Annotated in this window: 4 protein-coding genes; all 4 read left to right on the plus strand. The window is 72.3% G+C overall.

Annotated elements, in window-relative coordinates:
- Positions 1-4,694 (plus strand): non-ribosomal peptide synthetase (locus QMK34_RS37580; RefSeq protein ID WP_326419529.1); only part of this gene is annotated, 4,694 nt, incomplete at its 5' end.
- A complete protein-coding gene (locus tag QMK34_RS37585) occupies positions 4,691-6,862 on the plus strand; it encodes an AMP-binding protein (RefSeq protein WP_326419530.1) in 2,172 nt (723 codons plus the stop codon). The genes QMK34_RS37580 and QMK34_RS37585, both read left to right, overlap by 4 nt.
- Positions 6,859-14,589 (plus strand): non-ribosomal peptide synthetase, encoded by a 7,731-nt coding sequence (locus QMK34_RS37590; protein ID WP_326419532.1) that lies wholly within the window; start codon positions 6,859-6,861, stop codon positions 14,587-14,589. The genes QMK34_RS37585 and QMK34_RS37590 overlap by 4 nt, the downstream gene beginning before the upstream one ends.
- A complete protein-coding gene (locus QMK34_RS37595) occupies positions 14,586-23,384 on the plus strand; it encodes a non-ribosomal peptide synthetase (protein ID WP_326419534.1) in 8,799 nt (2,932 codons plus the stop codon). The genes QMK34_RS37590 and QMK34_RS37595 overlap by 4 nt, the downstream gene beginning before the upstream one ends.
- Positions 23,385-23,403 lie beyond the last annotated feature (19 nt).

The raw sequence follows: 23,403 nt of genomic DNA on the forward strand, positions 1-23,403 counted from the left end.
ATGCCGGGCACCGTGCGGCCCGCTCGCCGGCCGCGGGCCGCACGGTGCCCGGCATGGTGTCCAACGTCGTCGGCGTCCGGCTGTCCGTGCGCCCGGAGATGACCGCCGCCGAGCTGGTTCGCCAGGCGCACCAAGGGATGCGCGAGGTGTCCCGCCGTCAGCGGTACCGCTACGAGGACCTGCGCCGCGACCTCAAACTGCTCGGCTCGGACGGGCGGCTGCTGGGCCCCCGGGTCAACCTCAGCGTGTTCGCGCAGAGCCTGAGCTTCGGCGAGCACCCCGCGACGCTGGTGCCGATGGTGCACGGGCACGACGACGACCTGTCGCTGGTGGTGTTCGCCGGGCAGGACGGCGGTTTCCAGCTCGACCTCAGCGCGAACCCCGACGTGTACTCCCCGGCGGCGGCCGAACAGCACCACCGGCTGGTGATCCGCCTGCTCGGCGCGATCGCGAACCACCCGGACGAGCCGCTCGGCCGCCTGGAGCTCGTCGAGCCGGACACGTTTGAGCGGCTGGTCGGCGACTGGGGCGGCGTGGCGTCGGACTTCGAGCCGGTCGCGAAGGCCACCCTGCCCGAGCGGTTCGCCGAGGCGGCGGCCGCGCACCCGGACAACACGGCGGTCGTCTGCCCGGTCGGCGCGGCCACCCGCGCGCTGACCTACCGGGAGCTGGACGCGCGGTCGAACCAGCTGGCGCGCCTGCTCATCGACCGTGGTGTCCGGCGCGGTCAGCTCGTCGCGCTCGCGGTGCCCCGCTCCGTCGACACGATCGTCTCGCTGCTGGCGACGCTGAAGGCGGGCGCGGCGTACCTGCCGATCGACCCCGAGTCCCCGGCCGAGCGCCTGGCCTTCATCCTCGGCGACGCCACGCCCGCGGCGCTGATCACCGCGCAGCGCGACGCGTTCGGCACGCTGTCCGTCGAGACCCCCGAGATCGCACTGGACGCGCCGGAAACCGAGGCCGAGCTCGCGGCCCTGCCCGACACCGCGATCACCGACGCCGAGCGCGGCGGGCCGGTGCTCCCGGACCAGGCCGCCTACGTCATCTACACCTCCGGCTCGACCGGCAAGCCCAAGGGCGTGATCGTCGCCCACCAGAACGTGATCCGGCTCTACGGCTCGACCGAGCGGTGGACCGGCTTCGGTCCCGACGACGTCTGGTCGCTGTTCCACTCCTACGCGTTCGACTTCTCCGTCTGGGAGATCTGGGGCGCGCTGCTGCACGGCGGCAAGCTCGTCGTGGCGCCGTTCGAGGTGAGCCGGTCGCCGGAGGAGTTCCTGCGGCTGCTGGTGACCGAGCGGGTCACCGTGCTCAACCAGACGCCGTCGGCGTTCTACCAGCTGATCCAGGCCGACCGGGACAACCAGGAGCTGGCCGCGGACCTGGCGCTGCGGATGGTGGTCTTCGGCGGTGAGGCGCTCGAATTCGGCAGGCTCACCGAGTGGTACGAGCGGCACCGCGAGGACGCGCCGCTGCTGGTCAACATGTACGGCATCACCGAGACCACGGTGCACACCACGGAGAACGCACTCGCCGCCGCCGACGCGGCCGCCGGTACCGGCAGCATGATCGGCCTCGGCCTCGACGACCTTCGGGTCTACGTCCTGGACACCGCGCTGCGGCCCTCCCCGCCCGGCGTGCTCGGCGAGCTGTACGTCGGCGGGCCCGGTGTCGCGGACGGCTACCTCAACCGCCCCGGCCTCAGCGCGTCGCGGTTCGTGGCCGATCCGTTCGGGCCTTCGGGGGCACGGATGTACCGCTCCGGCGACCTTGCCCGCTGGGCGATCGACGGCTCCGCGGACCTGGAGTACCTTGGCCGCGCCGACCAGCAGGTGAAGATCCGCGGGTTCCGCGTCGAGCTCGGCGAGATCGAGGCCGCGGTGCTGGCGCACCCGGACGTGCGGCAGGCGGCCGTGGTCGTCCGCGAGGACGAGCCCGGCGACAAGCGCGTCGTCGCCTACCTGGTCGGCACGCCGGGCGCGGAGCCGCTGGAAGCGTTGGAGCTGCGCAAGCACGCCGGCGCCACGCTGCCCGACCACATGGTGCCGTCCCGTTTCGTCCAGCTTGACCGGCTTCCCTTGACCACCAACGGAAAGCTCGACGTCCGCGCCTTGCCTGCGCCGGACCTCGCCACCGCCGGAGCCGCCGGACGGGCGCCCCGCACGCCGGAGGAGGAGATCGTCTGCGGCCTGTTCGCCGAGTTCCTCGGCGTCCCGTCCGCCGGGATGGACGACAACTTCTTCGACCTCGGCGGCCATTCGCTGCTGGCGACTAAGCTCGTCAGCCGGATCCGGGCGGCCTTCGGGGTGGAGCTGACCATCCGCACGGTGTTCGAGGCCCCGACCCCCGCCGGGCTGCTGCACCGGCTGGCCGACAGCGGCGCGGTGCCGACGGCGCGGCGTGCGCTCGAGCCGATGCCCAAACCCGACGAGATCCCGCTGTCGTTCGCGCAGCTGCGGCTCTGGTTCGTCGACAAGATCGACGGCGGCGCCGGCACCTACAACATCCCGATCGTGCTGCGGCTCAACGGATCGCTCGACCGCGAGGCGCTGCAGGCCGCGATCGGCGACGTGGTGGGCAGGCACGAAAGCCTGCGCACCGTCTTCCCCGACACCGGCGGCAGGCCGCGCCAGCTGGTGCTGCCCGCCGACGTGGCGACGCCCGCGATGGGCGTCAGCGAGGTCGGCGCGGGCGAGCTGGACACGCTCATGGCCGAGCGGGCGAGCATCGGTTTCGACCTGTCCCGCGAGGCGCCGATCCGCGCGCACCTGTTCGCGGTGGCCGAGGACGAGCACGCCTTGCTGATGCCGCTGCACCACATCGCGGGTGACGGCTGGTCGCTCGTTCCGCTGGTGCGCGACCTGCAGACCGCCTACGCCGCGCGCTGCCGGGGCAACGCGCCGGCGTTCACCCCGCTTCCGGTGCAGTACACGGACTACACGTTGTGGCAGCGCGAAATCCTCGGCGACGAGGACGACCCGGGCTCGGCGATCACCGCGCAGCTGGCCCACTGGACCCGCTACCTGTCCGGGCTGCCGGACGAGGTCACCCTGCCGCCGGACCGGCCGCGCCCGGCCGTCGCCTCCTACCGCGGTGAGACAGCTCGGTTCGACCTGCCCGCCGCGGTGCACCAGCGGCTGATCCGGTGCGCGCGGGACTACGACGTCAGCATGTTCATGGTCGTGCAGACCGCGCTCGCGGCGTTGCTCGGCAAGCTCGGCGCCGGTGCGGACATCCCGCTCGGCATCTCGATCGCGGGCCGCACCGACGAGGCGCTCGACGACCTGGTCGGCTTCCTGGTCAACACGCTGGTGCTGCGGACCGACCTGTCCGGCGACCCGAGTTTCGCCGACCTGCTCGGCACCGCCCGTGCGGACGGGCTCGCCGCGTTCGCCAACCAGGACCTCCCGTTCGAGCGGCTGGTCGAGGTGCTCAACCCGGAGCGCTCGGCGGCCAGGCACCCGCTGATCCAGGTCGGGCTCGGCTTCCAGAACAACGAGACGCCGGTGCTGGACCTGCCGGGGCTGCGCGCCACGATCGAGCCCGCGATCACCCACACCGCCAAGCTGGACCTGCTGTTCGACTTCCGCGAGGTCTACGGCGACGGCGGTACGCCGCAGGGCGTGGTGTGCGGCGTCGAGTACGCGACCGACCTCTACGACGCGGCGACGATCGAGCTGCTCATCACCCGGCTGACCCGGCTGCTGACCCGGGCGATCGAGGAGCCGGTGCGGCGGCTGAGCGAGCTGGACCTGCTCGACGCCGGTGAGCGCGAGCTGATCCTGCACCGCTGGAACGACACCGCCCGCGACGTCCGGATCGAGACCCTGCCCGCGCTGTTCGCCGCGCAGGCCGCCCGCACCCCGGCGTCCACCGCGGTGGTCGCCGGTGCGGACGAGCTGACCTACGCGGAGCTGGACAGCCGGGTCAACCGGCTGGCCCGGCGGCTGGTCGCGCTCGGCCTCGGCGCGGAGGACCGCGTGCTGCTGGTCATGCCCCGCTCGCTGGATCTCGTCGTGGCACAGCTGGCCGTGGTGACGGCAGGTGCCGCGTTCGTGCCGGTCGACCCGGGTTACCCCCGCGAGCGCGTCACGTTCATGGCCGCGGACTCCGCACCGGTGCTGCTGCTCACTCTCGCTTCGGTGACCGGGCTGGTCGACGAGGTGCTGCCCGACGTGCCCCGGCTGGTCCTCGACGCGCCGGAAACCACCGCCGCGCTCGGCGCGCTGCCGGACGCCCCACTGTCCGATGTGGACCGATCAGGGCCCGCGTCGGTCGCCCACCCCGCGTACGTGATCTACACCTCCGGCTCGACCGGGCGGCCCAAGGGCGTCGTCGTGACGCACCGGGGCATCGGCAACCTCGCCGCGGCCCAGATCGAGCGGTTCGCCGTCGAGCCGGGCAGCCGGGTCGTGCAGTACGCCGCGCCCAGCTTCGACGCCGCGGTGTCGGAGGTGGTCATGGCGCTGCTGCGCGGCGCCACCCTGGTGCTGCCGGTGGGCGGCGGGCTGCTGCTCGGCCCCGACCTGGCGCGGTTCCTGACCGAGCACCGGATCACCCACGCGACGATCCCCCCGGTCGCGCTGACCGGGCTCGACCCTGCCGCCGTGCCCGCGGACCTGGTGCTGACGGTCGCGGCGAGGCCTGCTCGGCCGAGCTGGCCGGGGTGTGGTCGGCGGGCAGGCGGATGGTGAACGCCTACGGCCCCACCGAGACCACGGTGTGCGCCACGATGAGCCTGCCGCTGTCCGGCGCCGCGGTCCCGCCGATCGGCATGCCGATCGCGAACGCGCGGGTCTACGTCCTCGACAGCACGCTCTGCCCGGTCCCGCCCGGGATCGTCGGTGAGCTGTACGTGGCCGGGGTCAACCTCGCCCGCGGCTATCTCGGCAGGCCGGGGCTCACCTCGGAGCGGTTCGTCGCCGCGCCGTTCGGCCACCCCGGCGAGCGGATGTACCGGACCGGCGACCTCGCGCGCTGGGGCGCCGAAGGGCAGCTCGACTTCGCCGGGCGGGTCGACGACCAGGTCAAGCTGCGCGGCTTCCGCGTCGAGCTCGGCGAGGTCACCAGTGCGCTGACCGACCACGCGCACGTCGCGTCGGCGGCGGTCGTGGTCCGCGAGGACCGGCCGGGCGAGCGCAGGCTCGTCGGTTACGTGGTGCCCGCCGAGGGCGCCGAGCAGGCCCGCGATGTCGAGCTGGAAAGCGACCAGGTCGACAAGTGGCAGGTCATCAACGACGAGGTGTACGGCGCGCCGTCGCCCGACGACGAGCCGCCGCTCGGGGAGAACTTCGCGGGCTGGCACAGCAGTTACGACGGCTCCGTGCTGCCCGAGGCTGACATGCGGGCATGGCGGCAGGAGACCGTCGACCGGATCCTGGGGCTCCGGCCGCGCCGGGTGCTGGAGATCGGCGTCGGCGCGGGTCTGCTGATGGCCCCGATCGCGCCGCGGGTGGAGAGCTACCTCGGCACCGACCTCTCCGGCGAGGTGATCGAGAAGCTGCGCCGCCAGACCGCCGACGACCCGGTCCTGGCAGGGAAGACGTGGTTCTCCGCGCGTCCCGCGCACGACATCAGCGGGATGCCCAACCGCACGTTCGACACCGTCGTGATCAACTCGGTCGCGCAGTACTTCCCGAGCGTCGACTACTTGATCGACGTGCTGCGCAAGGCTTTCGGCATGCTCGGCGCCACCGGGTCGGTGTTCCTCGGCGACCTGCGCGACCTGCGGCTGCTGCGCTGCATGCGGACCGCGATCCACCGCCTCGCCAATCCCGGCGACAGCCCCGAAGCGGTCCGCGACGCGGTGGACAAGGCCGTCGAGCGGGAGACCGAGCTCCTGATCGACCCCGGTCTGTTCGAGACGCTCGGCGATCAGCTGTTCGGGTTCGCGGGCGCCGACATCCGCGTCAAGAGCGGCGACTACGGCAACGAACTCAGCCGCTACCGCTACGACGTCGTGCTGCACAAGCAGCCGCTCGCGCCGGTTTCGGTGGCCGAGGTGCCCGCGGTGGCGTGGGCGGAAGTCGGCGACCTGGCGGGGCTGACCGCGCGGCTGCGCGCCGGGGTTTCCGATGGCCTGCGGGTGAACGGGATTCCCAACGGCAGGCTCACGGAGGACCTCGCCGGATCGTCCGATGTGGACGACCGAGTGGACGTTGCGGCGCTGCACCGGGCCGGTGAAGGCCTCGGCCTGCGGGCGCTGGTGACCTGGACCGCTGATGTCGAGGACGGCAGGCTCGACGCCGTCTTCGTCACGGAGTCCGCCGCCGACGAACCGGTGCCCGCCTATCGCGGGTTGTACCTGCCCGGCGTGGCGCCCGCGCGGTACGCCAACGACCCGCTCGCGGCCCGCCGCAGCGGTGCGCTGGTCGCCGAGCTGCTGGCGGCGCTGGCCGAGCGGCTGCCGGACTACATGGTGCCCGCCGCGCTGGTGCTGCTCGGCGAACTGCCGGTCACCCTCAACGGCAAGCTCGACCACCGGGCGCTGCCCGCGCCGGACTTCGCGTCGGAGGGCTCGGACCGCCCGCCAGCCACCCCGCGGGAGGAGATCGTCGCCCGGCTGTTCGCCGAGGTGCTGGGCCTGCCCAAGGTCGGCGTCGACGACGACTTCTTCCGACAGGGCGGCGACAGCATCATCTCCATCCAGCTCGTCAGCCGGGCACGGGCGGAGGGGCTGGTGTTCGCCGCGCAGGACGTGTTCGCGCACCGGACCGTCCGCGCGATCGCCGCCGCCGCCGAGCCGGTGGGCACCGACGCCGCACAACCCGCCGGCGAGACCGGCGACGACTTCTGGGACATGGAACTGGTTTCGCAGGACGAACTCGACCGGTTCGAATCGGATTGGAGCGTTTCGGAATGACCACAAAGGACACCTCGCTGGGCGTCGTGCTGCCGCTGACGCCGTTGCAGGAGGGCCTGCTGTTCCACTCGCAGTACGACGATCACGGCCCCGACGTCTACGTCATGCAGCTCGGCATGGACATCGACGGCCCGCTCGACCCGGCGATGCTGCGCGACGCGGCGTACGCGCTGCTGGACCGGCACGCCAACCTGCGGGCCGGGTTCCGGCACGAGGGCGTGCGCCCGCTGCAGTTCGTCCCGCCGTCGATCGAGCTGCCCTGGCACGAGCTCGACCTGACCGACCTGCCAGCCGAGGAACTGGACGAGGCGCTGCGCGAGCTCACCGAGGCGGACCGGGCCACCCGGTTCGACCTGCGCAGGCCGCCGTTGCTGCGGTTCACCGTCGTGCGCACCGGCCCGGAGCGGCACCGGCTGCTGGTGACCAACCACCACATCCTGTTCGACGGCTGGTCGGCGCCGATCCTGGTCCGCGAGCTGTTCGAGCTCTACGCCGCGGGCGGCGACATCTCCGGGATGCCCAGGGTGACGCCGTACCGCTACCACCTGGCGTGGCTGGCCAAACAGGACCACGAGGCCGCGACCACGGCCTGGCGCACCGCGCTGGACGGGCTCGACGGCCCGACGATGCTGGCGCACGCGCCCGACGACCGGTCCGCGGCCGTGCTCCCGGCGAAGGTGAGCGCCAGGCTGTCCCCGGAGACCACCGCGCGGCTGACCGAACGGGTCCGCGAGCACGGGCTCACCCTCAACACCGTCGTGCAGGCCGCCTGGGGGCTGCTGCTGGGCAGGCTCACCGACCGCGCGGACGTCACGTTCGGCATGACGCTGGCCGGGCGCCCGCCGGAGATCCCCGGCGTGCACACCATGGTCGGGCTCTTCCTCAACACCGTGCCGGTGCGGGTCAGCATCGACCCCGCCGAGTCGCTGCTCGCGCTGTGCGAGCGGGTGCAGGACGAGCAGCGGAAGCTCATGTCGCACCAGCATCTCGGGCTCGCCGAGATCCAGCGTCTCGCCGGGCACGGCGAGCTGTTCGACACGCTCACCGTGCTGGAGAACTTCCCGGTCGACCCGGCGGCGCTGACGCTGCCCTGCGGGCTGTCGGTCGTCGACGTGTTCTCCACCGACGGCGCGCACTACCCGCTCGCGCTGATGGTCATCCCCGGCTCGTCGCTGGAGCTGCGGTTCACCTACCGGCCGGACCTGTTCGGCGAGGCCGAGATGGAGGTCCTCGCGGCCCGGCTGGCCGCGGTCATGGGGTCCTTCGTCGCCGACCCGTCGCTGCCCGAGGGCCGGGTCGACGTGCTCGCCCCGGTCGAGCGGTCCCGGCTGCTGGAGCAGTGGAACCCCGCTGCCGCAACGATTCCCGCGCGGACGCTGCCGGAGGTCCTCGCGGGCTGGGCCGCGGACGGGCCGGAGCACGAGGCGCTCGTGTGCGGTGCCGAGTCGCTGACCCGCGCCGAGCTGGCGGACCGGGTGCACCGGGTGGCCGCGTGGCTCGTCGAGCGCGGCGTCGGGGCGGAGGAGCCGGTCGGCGTCTCGATGGAGCGGTCGATCGAGTTCGTCGTCGCGGTGCTCGCGGTGATCCGGGCGGGCGGGGCGTACGTCCCGCTGGACCACCGGTGGCCGCGGGCGCGGCGCGACGACGTCCTCGCCGACGCCGGGATCCGGATCGTGCTCCAGTCGGGCGACCTGCCCGCGCACCACCCCCTGCCCGCGGGCGGGCTGCCGCTGCCGCCGGGGCCGGACCGGATCGCCTACGTGATGTACACCTCCGGTTCGACCGGACGGCCGAAGGGCGTCGCGATCACCCACCGGGGGATCGCGGACCTGGCCGCCGACAGCCGGTTCGCGGGTGGCGGGCACGAGCGGGTGCTGCTGCAGTCGGCGCACGCGTTCGACGCCTCGACCTACGAGATGTGGATCCCGCTGCTGGGCGGCGGGACGCTGGTCGTCGGGCCGCCCGGCGAGCTCGACGTCGCCACGATCGCCAGGACCATCACCGAGCAGCGCGTCACCTCGACGCTGTTCACCACCGGGCTGTTCCGGTTGATCGCCGCGGAGTCGCCGGAGTGCCTGGCGGGGCTGCGCGAGGTGTGGACCGGCGGCGAGGCCGTGCCCGCGACCGCCGTGCGCCAGGTGCTGGCCGCGTGCCCGGACACCACGGTGGTGGACGCCTACGGGCCTACCGAGGTCACCGTCATCGCCGCGGCCCACCGGCTGCGCGACGCCGGGCAGGTGCCCGACCCGGTGCCGATCGGTGAGCCCTTGGACGGCAAGCGCGTCTACGTGCTCGACAGCGCGCTGCGGTTGTGCCCGGTGGGTGTCGCCGGTGAGCTGTACGTCTCGGGCGTCGGCCTGGCACGGGGTTATCTGGGCCGCCCTGGCCTGTCTTCGGAGCGATTCGTCGCGGATCCCTTCGGGGACAACGGTTCCCGCCTGTACCGCACCGGCGACGTGGTCCGGTGGCGTCCGGACGGGCTGCTGGAGTTCGTCGGCCGCCGGGACAACCAGGTGAAGCTGCGCGGGTTCCGGATCGAGCTGGGCGAGATCGAGTCGGTGCTCGCCGAGCACGACGCGGTCCGCCAGGTCGCGGTGATGGTGCGCGAGGACCGCCCTGGCGTGCGTCAGCTCGTCGGCTACCTGGTTCCGGACCGCGAAGGCGAGTTCGACATTGAGTTCGACATTGACGGGCTGCGGGCCTGGGCGGGAGAGCGACTGCCGGAATACATGGTGCCGCAGTCCTTCGTGGTGCTCGAAGCGCTGCCGCTGACCACCAACGGCAAGCTCGACACCGCCGCGCTGCCCGAGCCCGAGCTCGTCTTGACCGAGGCGCGTGGACCCCGCACCCCGCACGAGGAACTGTTGTGCGGCTTGTTCTCCGAGGTGCTCGGCCTGTCCTCCGTTTCGGTGGACGACAGCTTTTTCGCGCTGGGCGGCCATTCCTTGCTCGCCACCCGGCTGGTCAGCCGGGTGCGCGCGGTGCTCGGCGTCGAGCTGCCGATCCGCGCGGTGTTCGAGGAACCGACCGTCGCGGCGCTCGCCGTGCGGGTCGCGGGTACCACGGCGGGCGGCCGCGCGGCGCTGCGGCCCGCGGAGCGTCCCGAGCGGGTGCCGCTCTCGTTCGCCCAGCGCAGGCTGTGGTTCCTCAACCTGATGGAAGGACCGAGCTCGACGTACAACATCCCGTTCGCCGTGCGCCTTTCCGGCGAGCTGGACGTCGCGGCCCTGCGCGCCGCGTTCGCCGACCTGATCGGCAGGCACGAGTCGCTGCGCACGGTGTTCCCCGACGTCGACGGCGAGGCCTGGCAGCGGGTCGTTCCCGCCGAGGAGGCGGCGGTCGCCTTCGAGGTCACCGAGGTCCCGCAGGCAGGGTTGGCCGCCGCGCTCGTCGCCGCCGGTTCGACCGGTTTCGACCTCGCGGTGGACCTGCCGGTACGGGCGTGGCTGTTCGCCGTCGGCGAGGACGAGCACGTGCTGTGCGTCGTGCTGCACCACATCGCGGGTGACGGCTGGTCGCAGGCACCGCTGGCCCGCGACCTCGGCGCGGCCTACGCCGCCCGGGTCGAAGGCGTCGCGCCCGACTGGCGCCCGCTGCCGGTGCAGTACGCGGATTACGCGCTGTGGCAACGGGATCTGCTCGGCACCGACGAGGACAAGGACAGTCTCGCCGCGAACCAGCTCGCCTATTGGGCGGACACCCTCGCCGACGCACTCCCGGCGTTGACGCTGCCCGCGGACCGGCCGCGACCGCCGGTCGCCACCCACCGGGGCGACTCTGTCGGCGTGCGGGTCGACGCCGAGCTGCACGCGAGCCTGCGCGCACTCGCCGCGAAGACCGACACCACGCCGTTCATGGTGTTCCAGTCGGCGCTGGCCGCGTTGCTGACGCGGCTCGGCGCGGGCGAGGACATCTCGATCGGCACGCCGGTCGCGGGCAGGCTGGACGCGGCGACCGACGACCTGATCGGCTACTTCGTCAACACGCTCGTCCTGCGGACCGACACCTCGGGCGACCCGGCCTTCGTCGACCTGCTGCGGCGGGCACGGGCCACCGCGCTGGGCGCCTACGCGCACCAGGACCTGCCGTTCGAGCGGCTGGTCGACCTCGTCGGCGCCGACCGTTCGCTGTCGTACAACCCGCTCTTCCAGGTGATGCTCGCCTACCAGAACAACGAGATCAGCGAGTTCGCGCTGCCGGGCCTGCGGGTGGACGTCGAGGACGTGCTGCTGCCGATCGCGAAGGTCGACCTCGAGCTCAGCGTCGTCGAGGAGGTCGATGGTGTGGACGGAGCGGGCGGGATGTCCGGCATCCTGACCTACAGCACCGACCTGTTCGACCGGACGAGCGCGGAGCGCATCGCCGGGTGCCTGGTGACGCTGCTGCGCGCGGTCGCCGCCGATCCCACCCGGCCGCTGCACACGATCGAGGTGATCGACCCGGCCGAGCGCGAGCTGCTGCTCGGCGAGTGGAGCCCGCCGGTGCCACCGGTGCCGGTGCTCACCGTGCCGGAGCTGTTCGCGGCGCAGGTCGCCGCCAAGCCCGGCCACGAGGCCGTGGTGTGCGGCACGGAGTCGCTGACCTACGCCGAGTTCGACGACCGGGTGCAGCGGGTGGGCGCGTGGCTGCTCGAACGGGGGATGGGCCCGGAGGAGCCGGTCGCCATCCTGATGGAGCGGTCGATCGACTACCTGGTCGCGGCGCTCGCCGTGGTCCGCGCGGGCGGGGCCTACGTCCCGCTGGACCACCGGTGGCCGCCCGCCCGGCGGGAGGACGTGCTCGCCGACGCCGGGATCCGCATCGTGCTGCAGGCGGGCGACCTGCCCGAGCACCACCCGCTGCCCGCGGGCGGGCTGCCGATGCCGCAGGCGCCGGACCGGCTCGCGTACGTCATCTACACCTCCGGCTCGACCGGCCGTCCCAAGGGCGTGCAGGTGAGTCACCGGGCGCTGGCCGACTTCGCCGCGGACACCCGGTTCGCGAACGGCGCCCACGACCGGGTGCTGATGCACACCGCGCACGCGTTCGACGTCTCCTGCTACGAGATCTGGGTCCCGCTGCTGAACGGTGGCACCGTGGTGGTCGCCCCGCCCGGTGAGCTCGACGTCGCCACGGTGTCGCGGGTGATCACCGCGGGCCGGGTCACCGCGACCTGGTTCACCGTGGGCCTGTTCCGGATGCTGACCGCCGAAGGCCCCGACTGCTTCGCCGGGCTGACCGAGCTGTGGGTCGGCGGTGAGGCGGTGCCCGCCGGGCCGGTGCGCCAGGTGCGCGAGGCCTGCCCGGATACCATCGTGGTGAACGGGTACGGCCCCACCGAGGCGGTGATCTTCGCCGCGAGCCACCGGCTCTCACCCGCCGAACCGGTGCCCGACAACGTGCCGATCGGCCGTCCGCTGGACGGCACCCGCGCGTACGTGCTCGACGCCGGGCTGCGGCTGTGCCCGGTGGGTGTCGCCGGTGAGCTGTACGTGTCCGGCGTCGGCCTGGCGCGGGGCTACCTGGGCCGCCCGGGGCTGACCTCGGAGCGGTTCGTCGCGGATCCCTTCGGGGACAACGGTTCCCGGCTCTACCGCACCGGCGACGTCGTGCGGTGGCGCCAGGACGGGCTGCTGGAGTACCTGGGGCGCCGGGACAACCAGGTGAAGCTGCGCGGGTTCCGGATCGAGCTGGGCGAGATCGAGTCCGTGCTCGCCGAGCACGACGCGGTCCGCCAGGCCGCGGTCGTGGTCCGCGAGGACCGGCCGGGCGTGCGTCAGCTGGTCGGCTACCTGGTGGCGGGCCACGAGGGTGAGTTCGACATCGGGCAGCTGCGGACCTGGGCGGGCGAGCGGCTGCCGGAGTACATGGTGCCGCAGGCATTCGTCGTGCTCGACGCGCTGCCACTGACGACCAACGGCAAGTTCGACGAGAAGGCGTTGCCCGCGCCGGAGCTCACCGCCGTCGGCGAGAGCCGGGCCGCTTCGACCGACGCCGAGAAGGTGCTCGCCGAGGTGTTCACCGAGGTCCTCGCCCTGCCCGAGGTGGGCGTCGACGCCAACTTCTTCGAGCTCGGCGGCGACAGCATCATGTCCATCAAGGTGGTCAGCCAGGCCCGCCGGGCCGGGCTGGTCATCACTCCTCGCGAGGTCTTCGAGCACCGGTCGGTGGCCGGGCTCGCCCTGGTCGCGCGCCCGGTCGACGAGGTCTCGCTCGACGACCCGGACGCCGGCATCGGTGACGTCCCGCTCACCCCGGTCACGCATTGGCTGCGCGGGCTGGGCGGGAGCATCGGCCGCTTCCACCAGACGGTGCTGGTGCGCGTGCCGCGGACCGTCCGCCTGGACGCGCTGACCACCGCGGTGCGGCAGGTCATGGACCACCACGACACACTGCGGCTGCGCCTCGACGTCGCCGAGAACGGCGAGTGGTCCTACGAGGTCCGGCCCCGGGGCGCGGTCAGCGTGACCGACTGCGTCCTGCGGGTCGACGTGGCCGGGCTGGGCCGCGACGAGCTCCGCGCCGTGCTCGCCGAGCAGGCGGGGCTGGCCGCGGGGCGGCTCTCCCCGGAGACCGGGGTGATGCTCCAGGCGGTCTGGTTCGACGCCGGGCCGGACGAGCCCGGCCAGCTGCTGGTCTCGGGCCACCACCTGGCCGTCGACGGGGTGTCCTGGCGGATCCTGATGCCGGACCTCGCCGCGGCCTGGCAGGCGGCGGCGCAGGGACGGACAGCCGAGCTGCAACCCGTCGGGACGTCGTGGCGGCGCTGGGCTCAGCGGCTCACCGAGCTGGCCGTCCAACCGGCCCGCGCGGCGCAGGTCGCCTGGTGGACCGAGCAGTTGCGCGGTGAAGACGCGCTGGTCACCACCCGTCCCAAGGACCTGGCGACCGACACGATGGGCACGCTCGACTCACTAGCGGCGACGCTGCCCGAAACGGTGACCGCGCCCTTGCTGAGCACGGTGCCCAGCGCCGCGGGCAGCGGCGTGCAGGACGTGCTGCTGGCGGCGTTCGCGCTGGCGATCGCCGACTGGCGGCGGCGGCGCGGGCTCGGCGCGGACACCACCGTGCTGGTCGACGTCGAGCGGCACGGCAGGCAGGCGGTGCCCGGCCTCGACGAGGACATCGACGTCTCGCGCACGGTCGGCTGGTTCACCAGCATCGCGCCGGTGCGGCTCGACCTCGGGCCCGTGTCATGGGGCCGGGTGTACGCCGACCCGGCGGCGCTGCGCAAGGCGGTCGGCCGGGTCAAGGAGACCCTGCACTCGACGCCGGACGAGGGCATCGGGTTCGGCCTGGTGCGCTACCTCAACCCGGGCACCCGCGATGAGCTCGCGGCGCTGGGCTCCGCCCAGTTCGCGTTCAACTACCTCGGCCGGGCGGCGGTCTCCGAAGAGCGGGGAGCCGAGCCCGACACGACCGACTGGACCATGTCGACCGACAGCGAAGTGCTCCGCGACCTGGGCGGCGACCCGGGGATGGGCGCGCCGCACTCGCTGTCGCTCAACGTCGTCGTCGAGGACGCCGCGACCGGGCCCCGGCTCGTCGCCAACTGGACGTGGCCACGCGCACTGCTGGCCGCCGAAGACGTACGACTGCTGGCCGACGGCTGGTTCCGCGCGCTCACCGCGCTGGCCGAGCACGTCGCCGAGCGGGAGTCCGCGGGGTTCACCCCGTCGGATCTGTCACTGATCGACCTCGAGCTCGACGACATCGGGGTGCTGGAAGCGGAATGGAGGAAGCAATGACCAGCAAGGACCTGTTCGAGGACATCCTGCCGCTCGCACCGTTGCAGGAGGGCATGCTCTTCCACGCGACCTACGACGAGGACGCGCTCGACGTCTACACGGTGCGGCTCGCCGTCGACTTCGAGGGCCCGTTCGACGTGGCCGTGTTCGGCGAGGCCGTCCGGACGCTGCTGATCCGGCGGTCCAACCTGCGCGCGGGGTTCCTGTCGGAGAACCTGAGCAAGCCGGTCCAGGTGATCCCGCGTGAGTTCGAACCACCGGTCGTCACTTACGACTTCTCGGCGCTCGAGCCCGCGGACCGTGAGCGGCGGCTCGCCGAGCTCGGCGTCGCCGAGGACGCTATCCGGTTCGACCTCACCAAGCCGCCGTTGCTGCGGTTCACCGTGGTGCGCCTGGCACAGCGGTCCTGGCGGCTGCTGTTCAGCTCCCACCACATCCTGTTCGACGGCTGGTCGATGCCGCTGGTGCTCGGTGAGCTGTTCGAGCTCTACCAGCGCGGCGGCAGCGCCGCGGGCCTGCCGCCCGCGCCGCCGTTCAAGCTCTTCCTCGCCTGGCTGCGCAAGCAGGACAAGGAGGAGGGGCTCGCCACCTGGCGGGAGGCGTTCGACGGGCTGGCCGGACCCACTTTGGTGGCTCCGCGGGCTTCCGGCCCGACGGGCGCGTTGCCTGGCCAGCTCACCGTGGACCTGCCGGAGCAGGCCAGCGCCGAGCTGGCGGCACTCGCCAGGACGCTCGGCATCACCGTTAACACGATGCTGCAGGTGGCCTGGGGCGTGCTGCTCTCGCGGCTGACCGGCACCGGGGACGTGGTGTTCGGGGCCACCGTTTCCGGCCGCCCGCCGGAGATCCCCGACGTCGAGTCGATCGTCGGGCTGTTCATCAACACCCTGCCCGTGCGTGTCCGCCTCGACCCCGCCGAGACGGTGCGGGCGCTGCTGCTGCGCGTGCAGGACGAGCAGACGGCGTTGCTCGACCACCACTACCTCGGGCTCACCGAGATCCAGCGCGCCACCGGGCACGGCGAGCTGTTCGACACCATGGTCGCCTTCGAGAGCTACCCAGTGGACGCGGACTCGCTGCAGGGCTCGCTCGGCGACATCTCGGTCACCGGCGTGTCCGGTGCCGACGCGACGCACTACCCGCTCACGTTGATCGGCGTGCCCGGCGAGCGGGTCCAGCTGCGGCTGGGCTTCCGGGCCGATTTGTTCGACCCCGCCACAGTTTCCGGGCTGCTCGACAACCTGGCGCGGCTGCTGGCGTCGATGGCCGGGGACGCGGGCAGGCCGGTCACCGAGCTGGGTGCCTCGGTCGAGGTGCCTTCGGGCTGGGTCGTCGCGGAACCCGCGTCGTCCGGCCCTGGTTCGTCGGTGGCCGATCTCGCCGCCGTGTCCGGCTCCGGCCGCGCGCCGCGCACCCCGCACGAGGAGCTGCTGTGCGGGCTGTTCGCGGAGGTGCTGGGCGTCCCGGCGGTGACGATCGACGACAACTTCTTCGACCTTGGCGGGCATTCGCTGCTGGCGACCCGGCTGGTGAGCCGGATCCGCGGGGTCTTCGAGATCGAGCTCCCGGTGCGCGCGCTGTTCGACGCGCAGACGGTGGTGGCGCTGGCGGAGCGGGTCGTCGGGTCCGTGACCGGCGGCCGTGACCAGCTGTGCGTGCAGGAGCGCCCGGAGCGGGTGCCGCTGTCGTTCGCGCAGCGCCGGTTGTGGTTCCTGAACAGGATGGAAGGTCCGTCGGGGACCTACAACATTCCACTGGCGGTCGGCCTTTCCGGCGCGGTCGACGCCGACGCCCTGCGTGCGTCCTTTGTGGACGTCATGGGGCGGCACGAGTCGCTGCGGACGATCTTCCCCGACGTCGACGGCGAACCCTGGCAGGAGGTCGTCGGGGTCGACGACGTCGAGCTCGGTTTCGAGGTCTCCGACGTGGCCAGGGAAGAGCTGCCGGGCGCGATCGCGGCGGCCGGTGCGGTCGGCTTCGACGTGGCGGCCGACGTGCCGCTGCGGGTGCACTTGTTCCGCGTCACCGCCGAAGAGCACGTGCTGCTGGTGGTCGTCCACCACATCGCGAGCGACGGCTGGTCGCAGGCCCCGCTGGCCAGGGACCTGGGTGCCGCCTACCGCGCGCGGCTGGCGGGACAGGCTCCACAGTGGGAGCCGTTGCCGGTGCAGTACGCGGATTACGCGCTGTGGCAACGAGCTGTGCTGGGCAGCGAGGACGACGAGGACTCGGCCATCTCCGGTCAGCTGGCCTTCTGGCGCGACGCGCTGGACGGCGTGCCGGACGAGCTGAGCCTCCCGGTGGACCGCGCGCGGCCCGAGGTGTCGAGCTACCGCGGTGGCTCGGTGTCGGTGGACCTGGACGCCCGGCTGCACCGCACCCTGCTCGGACTGGCGCGCTCGACCAGGGCGAGCCTGTTCATGACCTTGCAGGCAGGCGTTTCCGCGCTGCTGTCGCGGTTGGGTGCGGGTGGTGATGTGCCGTTGGGGACTGCTGTCGCGGGTCGTACTGATTCGGCGTTGGACGAGTTGGTGGGCTTTTTTGTGAATACGGTGGTGTTGCGGTCGGATGTGTCGGGGGATCCGGGGTTTAGGGAGTTGGTGGAGCGGGTTCGGGTGACGGATTTGGCGGCGTATGCGCATCAGGATTTGCCGTTTGAGCAGTTGGTGCATGCGGTGGCGCCGTCGAGGTCGTTGGCTCGGCATCCGTTGTTTCAGGTGATGGTGGTGGTGCAGAACAATGCGGTGGCGTCGTTGGATTTGCCGGGTTTGGTGGCTCGTCCTGTTGCTGGTGGGGTGGGTGCGGCGAAGTTTGATCTGGGGTTCAACTTTGTTGAGCGTAAGGATGCTGATGGTGCTCCGGCGGGTATTGACCTGAGTGTCGAGTACAGCTGTGACCTGTTCGACGAGTCCACTGTGGAGCTTCTCGGTCGACGACTCCTCCGCCTGCTGTCACTGGCGGTCGCCGACCCCTCGATGCCCTTGAGCCAGCTCGATCTCCTCGAGCCCACCGAGTGGCGCACGCTGGTGAGCGAGTGGAACGACACCGGCGGCGAACCGGTCGAGGACACGATCCCCGGCCTGTTCGCCGCGCAGGTCGCGCGCACCCCCGAGGGGACCGCGCTCGTCTGCGGCGACGTCGAGCTGAGTTATGCCGAGCTGGACGCGCGTTCGGCCCGCCTGGCCCGCCTCATCGTGGCTCGCGGCGTGCGTCGCGGTGACGTCATCGCGGTGGCGATGCCCCGGTCGGCCGAGCTGACCGTCGCCCTGCTCGCGACCCAGCGGGCGGGCGCGGCCTACCTCCCGGTCGACCCTGACCACCCCGCCGTGCGCCTCGTGTCCGTGCTCACGGACGCGAAGTCCGCGCTCGTGCTGACCACCACCGGGGTCACCCTGCCCGGGATCGGTGCCGAGGTCCTCGTGCTCGACGACCCGGACACCGAACGCGAACTGGCCACGCTGCCCGCGCACACCGACGGCCTGGCGGGTCCGGTCCCGGACAGCGCGGCCGCCGTGCTCTACGTCGCCGACCCCGCCGGACAGCCCAAGGGCGTCGTCCTCGCGCACCGCGGGATCGTCAACCAGCTGTCCGCGCTGCGGGACACCCATGTCCTCGGTGCGGACGACCGGATGCTGCACCAGAGCCCGGTCGACGTCGGCGCGTCGCTTCACGAGCAGTGCCTGCCGCTCATCGCGGGCGCCGCACAGGTGGTGGCGAAGCCGGGCGGACATCGCGATCCGGTCTACCTGGCGCGCCTGATCGCCGACACCGGGGTGACCACCGCGCGGTTCGAACCCTCGATGCTCGCGGCCTTCCTCGCCGCGCCCGCCGCCGCCGACTGCACGGGGCTGCGACGGCTCTTCACCAGTGGCGCGCCGCTGCCCCCGGCGGTCGCCGAGCGGTTCGGCGTCATCCTGGACGCCGGGCTGCACAACCTGTACGGGCCCACCGAGCTGTCGGGCACCGCGACCGCCTGGGACTGCGCGACCGGGTCGAGCAGCCTCGTCGTGCCGCTGGGCAGGCCGATCCGCAACACCCGTGCCCACGTGCTCGACGCGAACCTCGCCCCCGTTCCCGCGGGCAGCCGCGGCGAACTCTACCTGGGCGGGGTGCAACCGGCGCACGGCTACCTGAACCGGCCGGGTACCACGGCACAGCACTTCGTGGCGGACCCCTTCGGCCCGCCAGGAGCCCGGCTGTACCGGACCGGCGATCTGGCACGGGTCACCCGTGCCGGCGTGCTGGAGTTCCTGGGCCGCAACGATGACCAGGTCCGGGTCCGCGGTCAGCGGGTGGAGCTCGGCGAGATCGAGCACGCCCTGGCCGCCCACCCGGCGGTGCGTGACGCCGTGGTGACAGTCCACACGGGACAGAACGGGGAACCGAAGCTCGCCGCCTACTACACGGCAACGGAGCCGGAGTTCGACGCCGCCGCGCTGCGGGAGCACCTCGCCGCCGTCTTGCCCGAGCACCTGGTGCCCGCGACCTACCTGGTGATCGACTCGATCCCCTTGGCCCGTAACGGGAAGGTGGACCGGGCGGCGCTGCCCGAACCGAGTGAGACCACCGGCCGGGCGCCGCGCGACGACGTCGAGCGGTCGCTGTGCGAGCTGTTCGCCGAACTGCTCGGCAAGCCGGTCACCAGCGTCGACGACAGCTTCTTCGACCTTGGCGGGCACTCGCTGCTCGCGACCCGGCTGGTCAGCAAGGTCCGGGCGCTGTTCGAGATCGAGCTGCCCTTCCGCGACATCTTCGACGCCCAGACGGTCGCGGCTCTCGCGGAGCGGGTGGCCGGTTCCTCGGCCGGCGGCCGCGATCGCCTGTGCGTGCAGGAGCGGCCGGACCGGATCCCGCTGTCGTTCGCCCAGCGGCGCCTGTGGTTCCTCAACCGCATGGAGGGCTTGTCCGGCACCTACAACATCCCCCTGTCCGTGCGGCTGTCCGGCGCGCTGGACGTCGACGCCCTGCGCGAGTCCTTTGCGGACGTGCTGGGCAGGCACGAGTCGCTGCGGACGGTGTTCCCGGAGGTCGACGGTGAGCCGTGGCAGCGGGTGCTGGGCGTCGGCGAATGCTCGGTGAGCTTCGACGTCGTCGACGTCGGGGAGGAGGACCTGGCCGACGCGCTGGCCACAGCCGGTTCGACCGGGTTCGACCTGTCCGCCGAGGTGCCGGTGCGGGTGCGGCTGTTCCGCACCGGCGACACCGAACACGTGCTGTGCGTGGTCTTCCACCACATCGCCGGTGACGGCTGGTCGCAGGCACCGCTCGCCAGGGACCTGCAGGCCGCCTACCGGGCGAGGTTGTCCGGTCGCGCTCCCGGCTGGGAGCCGCTGCCGGTGCAGTACGCGGATTACGCGCTGTGGCAGCGAGACGTGCTGGGCGACGAGACCGACGAGGACTCGCCGATCGCCGGGCAGCTCGCCTTCTGGCGCGACGCGCTCGCCGGGGTGCCGGACGAGCTGAACCTGCCGGCCGACCGGGTGCGGCCCGCCGTGTCGAGCTATCGCGGCGGCTCGGTCTCGACGGAGCTGGGAGCCGGGCTGCACCGCGGTGTCCTGGAGCTGGCCAGCTCCACCCGTTCGAGCGTGTTCATGGTGCTGCACGCCGGGATCGCGGGCTTGCTGTCGCGGTTGGGTGCGGGTGGTGATGTGCCGTTGGGGACTGCTGTCGCGGGTCGTACTGATTCGGCGTTGGACGAGTTGGTGGGCTTTTTTGTGAATACGGTGGTGTTGCGGTCGGATGTGTCGGGGGATCCGGGGTTTAGGGAGTTGGTGGAGCGGGTTCGGGTGACGGATTTGGCGGCGTATGCGCATCAGGATTTGCCGTTTGAGCAGTTGGTGCATGCGGTGGCGCCGTCGAGGTCGTTGGCTCGGCATCCGTTGTTTCAGGTGATGGTGGTGGTGCAGAACAATGCGGTGGCGTCGTTGGATTTGCCGGGTTTGGTGGCTCGTCCTGTTGCTGGTGGGGTGGGTGCGGCGAAGTTTGATCTGGGGTTCAACTTTGTTGAGCGTAAGGATGCTGATGGTGCTCCGGCGGGTATTGACCTGAGTGTCGAGTACAGCTGTGACCTGTTCGATGAGTCCACTGTGGAACGACTGAGCCGTCGGCTGGTCCGCCTGCTCGAAATCGGACTGGCCGACGCGGACCGCCCGCTGAGCCGCTTCGACCTGCTCGAGCCTGCCGAACGCCGCCTGCTGATCACCGGCTGGAACGACACCGGGCACGCGGTTTTCCCGGACACGATCCCCGGCCTGTTCGCCGCGCAGGCGGCCAGGACACCGGACCGGACCGCGCTCGTCGACGGCGACGTCGAAGTCAGCTATGCCGAGCTGGACGCGCGTTCGGCGCGCCTGGCCCGGTTGCTGGCGGCGCGCGGGGTGCGTCGCGGCGACGTCGTGGCGGTGGCGGTGCCCCGCTCGATCGACTTGACCGTCGCGCTGCTCGCGACCCAGCGGGCGGGCGCGGCCTACCTCCCGATCGAACTGGACTACCCCGCCGAGCGCGTCGCCTACCTGCTCGCCGACGCGGCCCCGGCGGTGGTGCTCACGACCTGCGACGCCGACGCCGGGCTGCCCGAGCTCGACGCCCACGTGGTCGTGCTCGACGACGTGGACACCGTGCGCGAGCTGGCCACGCTGCCCGCCGAAGCGGGCGGGTCGGACACGCCGGTGCCGGACGGCCCGGCCTACGTGATCTACACCTCCGGCTCGACCGGACGGCCGAAGGGGGTCGTCGTCGGGCACCGCGCCATCGTCAACCGGCTGCTGTGGATGCAGGACACCTACCGCCTCGACGCCGACGACCGGGTGCTGCAGAAGACGCCGTCCGGTTTCGACGTCTCGGTGTGGGAGTTCTTCTGGCCGCTGATCGCGGGCGCCACCCAGGTCGTGGCGAAGCCGGGCGGGCACCGCGACCCGGTCTACCTGGCCAGGCTGATCCAGGACGCCGGGATCACCACGGCGCATTTCGTGCCGTCGATGCTCGACGTCTTCCTGGCCGAGCCCGCCGCGGCGGACTGCACCGGCCTGCGCCGGGTCATCACCAGCGGGGAGGCGCTGCCACAAGGCCTCGCGGCCCGGTTCCGGTCGCTGCTGGACGCCGGGTTGCACAACCTCTACGGGCCGACCGAGGCCGCCGTGGACGTCACGGCCTGGGACTGCGCGACGCCGTCCGCGGCGGCGGTGGTGCCGATCGGCCGTCCGGTGTGGAACACCACGACCTACGTGCTCGACGCGACCCTGTCACCGGTCCCGCCCGGCAGTGGTGGCGAGCTCTATCTCGGCGGGGTGCAGCTGGCGCACGGCTATCTGAACCGGCCGGAGCTCACCGCGCAGCGGTTCGTGGCGGATCCCTTCGGCCCGCCCGGATCGCGGCTGTACCGCACGGGAGACGTGGCACGGGTGACCGTCGACGGTGTGCTGGAGTTCCTGGGGCGCACCGACGACCAGGTGAAGATCCGTGGCCAGCGTGTCGAGCTCGGCGAGATCGAGCACGCGCTGGCTGCCCACCCGGCGGTGCGCAACGCGGTCGTGACCGTCCACACGGGACAGAACGGTGAGCCGCGGCTGGTGGCGTACTACACCGCCGCCGAAGAGGTGGAGCACGCGACACTGCGCGACCACCTCACCGGCTCGCTGCCCGGCCACATGGTCCCGGCGCACTACGTCGCGATCGAGACGATCCCGGTGACACCCAACGGGAAGCTCGACAAGAAGGCGCTTCCCGAACCACTCCTCGGCGAGCGCCCGGCCGGGCGGGAACCGCGCGACGACGTCGAGCAGGCGCTCTGCGAGATCTTCGCCGAGCTGCTCGGCCACGACACGGTCGGCATCGACGACAGCTTCTTCGAGCTGGGCGGGCACTCGCTGCTGGCGACCAGGCTCGTCAGCCGGGTCCGCGCCCGGCTCGGGGTCGAGATGTCGATCGTGCTGATCTTCGAGTCGCCGACGGTCGCGGCACTGGCGACCCGGCTCGACGGCGGGGGTTCCGCGGGTTCGCTGGACGTCCTGGTGCCGTTACGCCCTGGCGGCGACGCGCAGCCGTTGTTCTGCGTGCACCCACTGGGCGGGCTCAGCTGGCCCTACGTCGGCCTCGCCGAGCACCTGCCGCCCCAGGTCGGGCTCTACGGGCTGCAGGCGGCGGGCCTGGCTGGGGACGAGCCGATGCCGGAGACCCTCGAAGAGATGGCCGCCGGTTACGTCGCGGCGATCCGGACCGTCCAGCCCGAGGGGCCCTACCGGCTGCTCGGCTGGTCGCTCGGCGGGCAGCTCGCCCACGCCATGGCCGTCCAGCTGGAGGCCGCGGGGGAGGAGATCGCGCTGCTCGCGCTGCTCGACTCCTACCCGCGCACCGAGACCGACGCGGCTGCCGGGTTCTCCGAACGGGAGTTCCTGGCGGGAATCCTCGTCTCCGCGGACATCGCGGTGTCCGAACTGGACGGTGAGCTCGACTTCGACCGGGTGCTGCGGGCGGTCCGGTCCGCTGGCAAGGAACTGGCCGGACTGACCGGCGAGCAGATCCGGCGGCTGCAGCGGGTCATGGCCGGCAGCGTCCGCGCCGAGGCCGGGTCGGTGACCGGCCGGTGCCGCACCGGGGCGCTGCTGTTCGCCGCGACGGTCGACCAGGCCGGGGACCCCGGCGACTGGCACGGCCACCTCGGCGGGGAGCTGGAGGTCCACGGCGTCGCCGCGGCGCACAACGACCTGATGCGGCGGCGGCCGCTCGCCGAGATCGGCGCCGTGCTGGCCAAGAAACTGGCCGACCCGGCGCTGCCACTCAAGCCGGGTCACCACTGAAAACACCTTCGTTGACGAG

The sequence above is a fragment of the Amycolatopsis sp. H20-H5 genome (assembly GCF_035828755.1).
GTDB lineage: Bacteria > Actinomycetota > Actinomycetes > Mycobacteriales > Pseudonocardiaceae > Amycolatopsis.

Bases quoted from the DNA above. Each gene is read 5' to 3' on its own strand.
- QMK34_RS37590 (WP_326419532.1), top strand. From the start codon at position 6,859: ATGACCACAAAGGACACCTCGCTGGGCGTCGTGCTGCCGCTGACGCCG.
- QMK34_RS37595 (WP_326419534.1), top strand. From the start codon at position 14,586: ATGACCAGCAAGGACCTGTTCGAGGACATCCTGCCGCTCGCACCGTTG.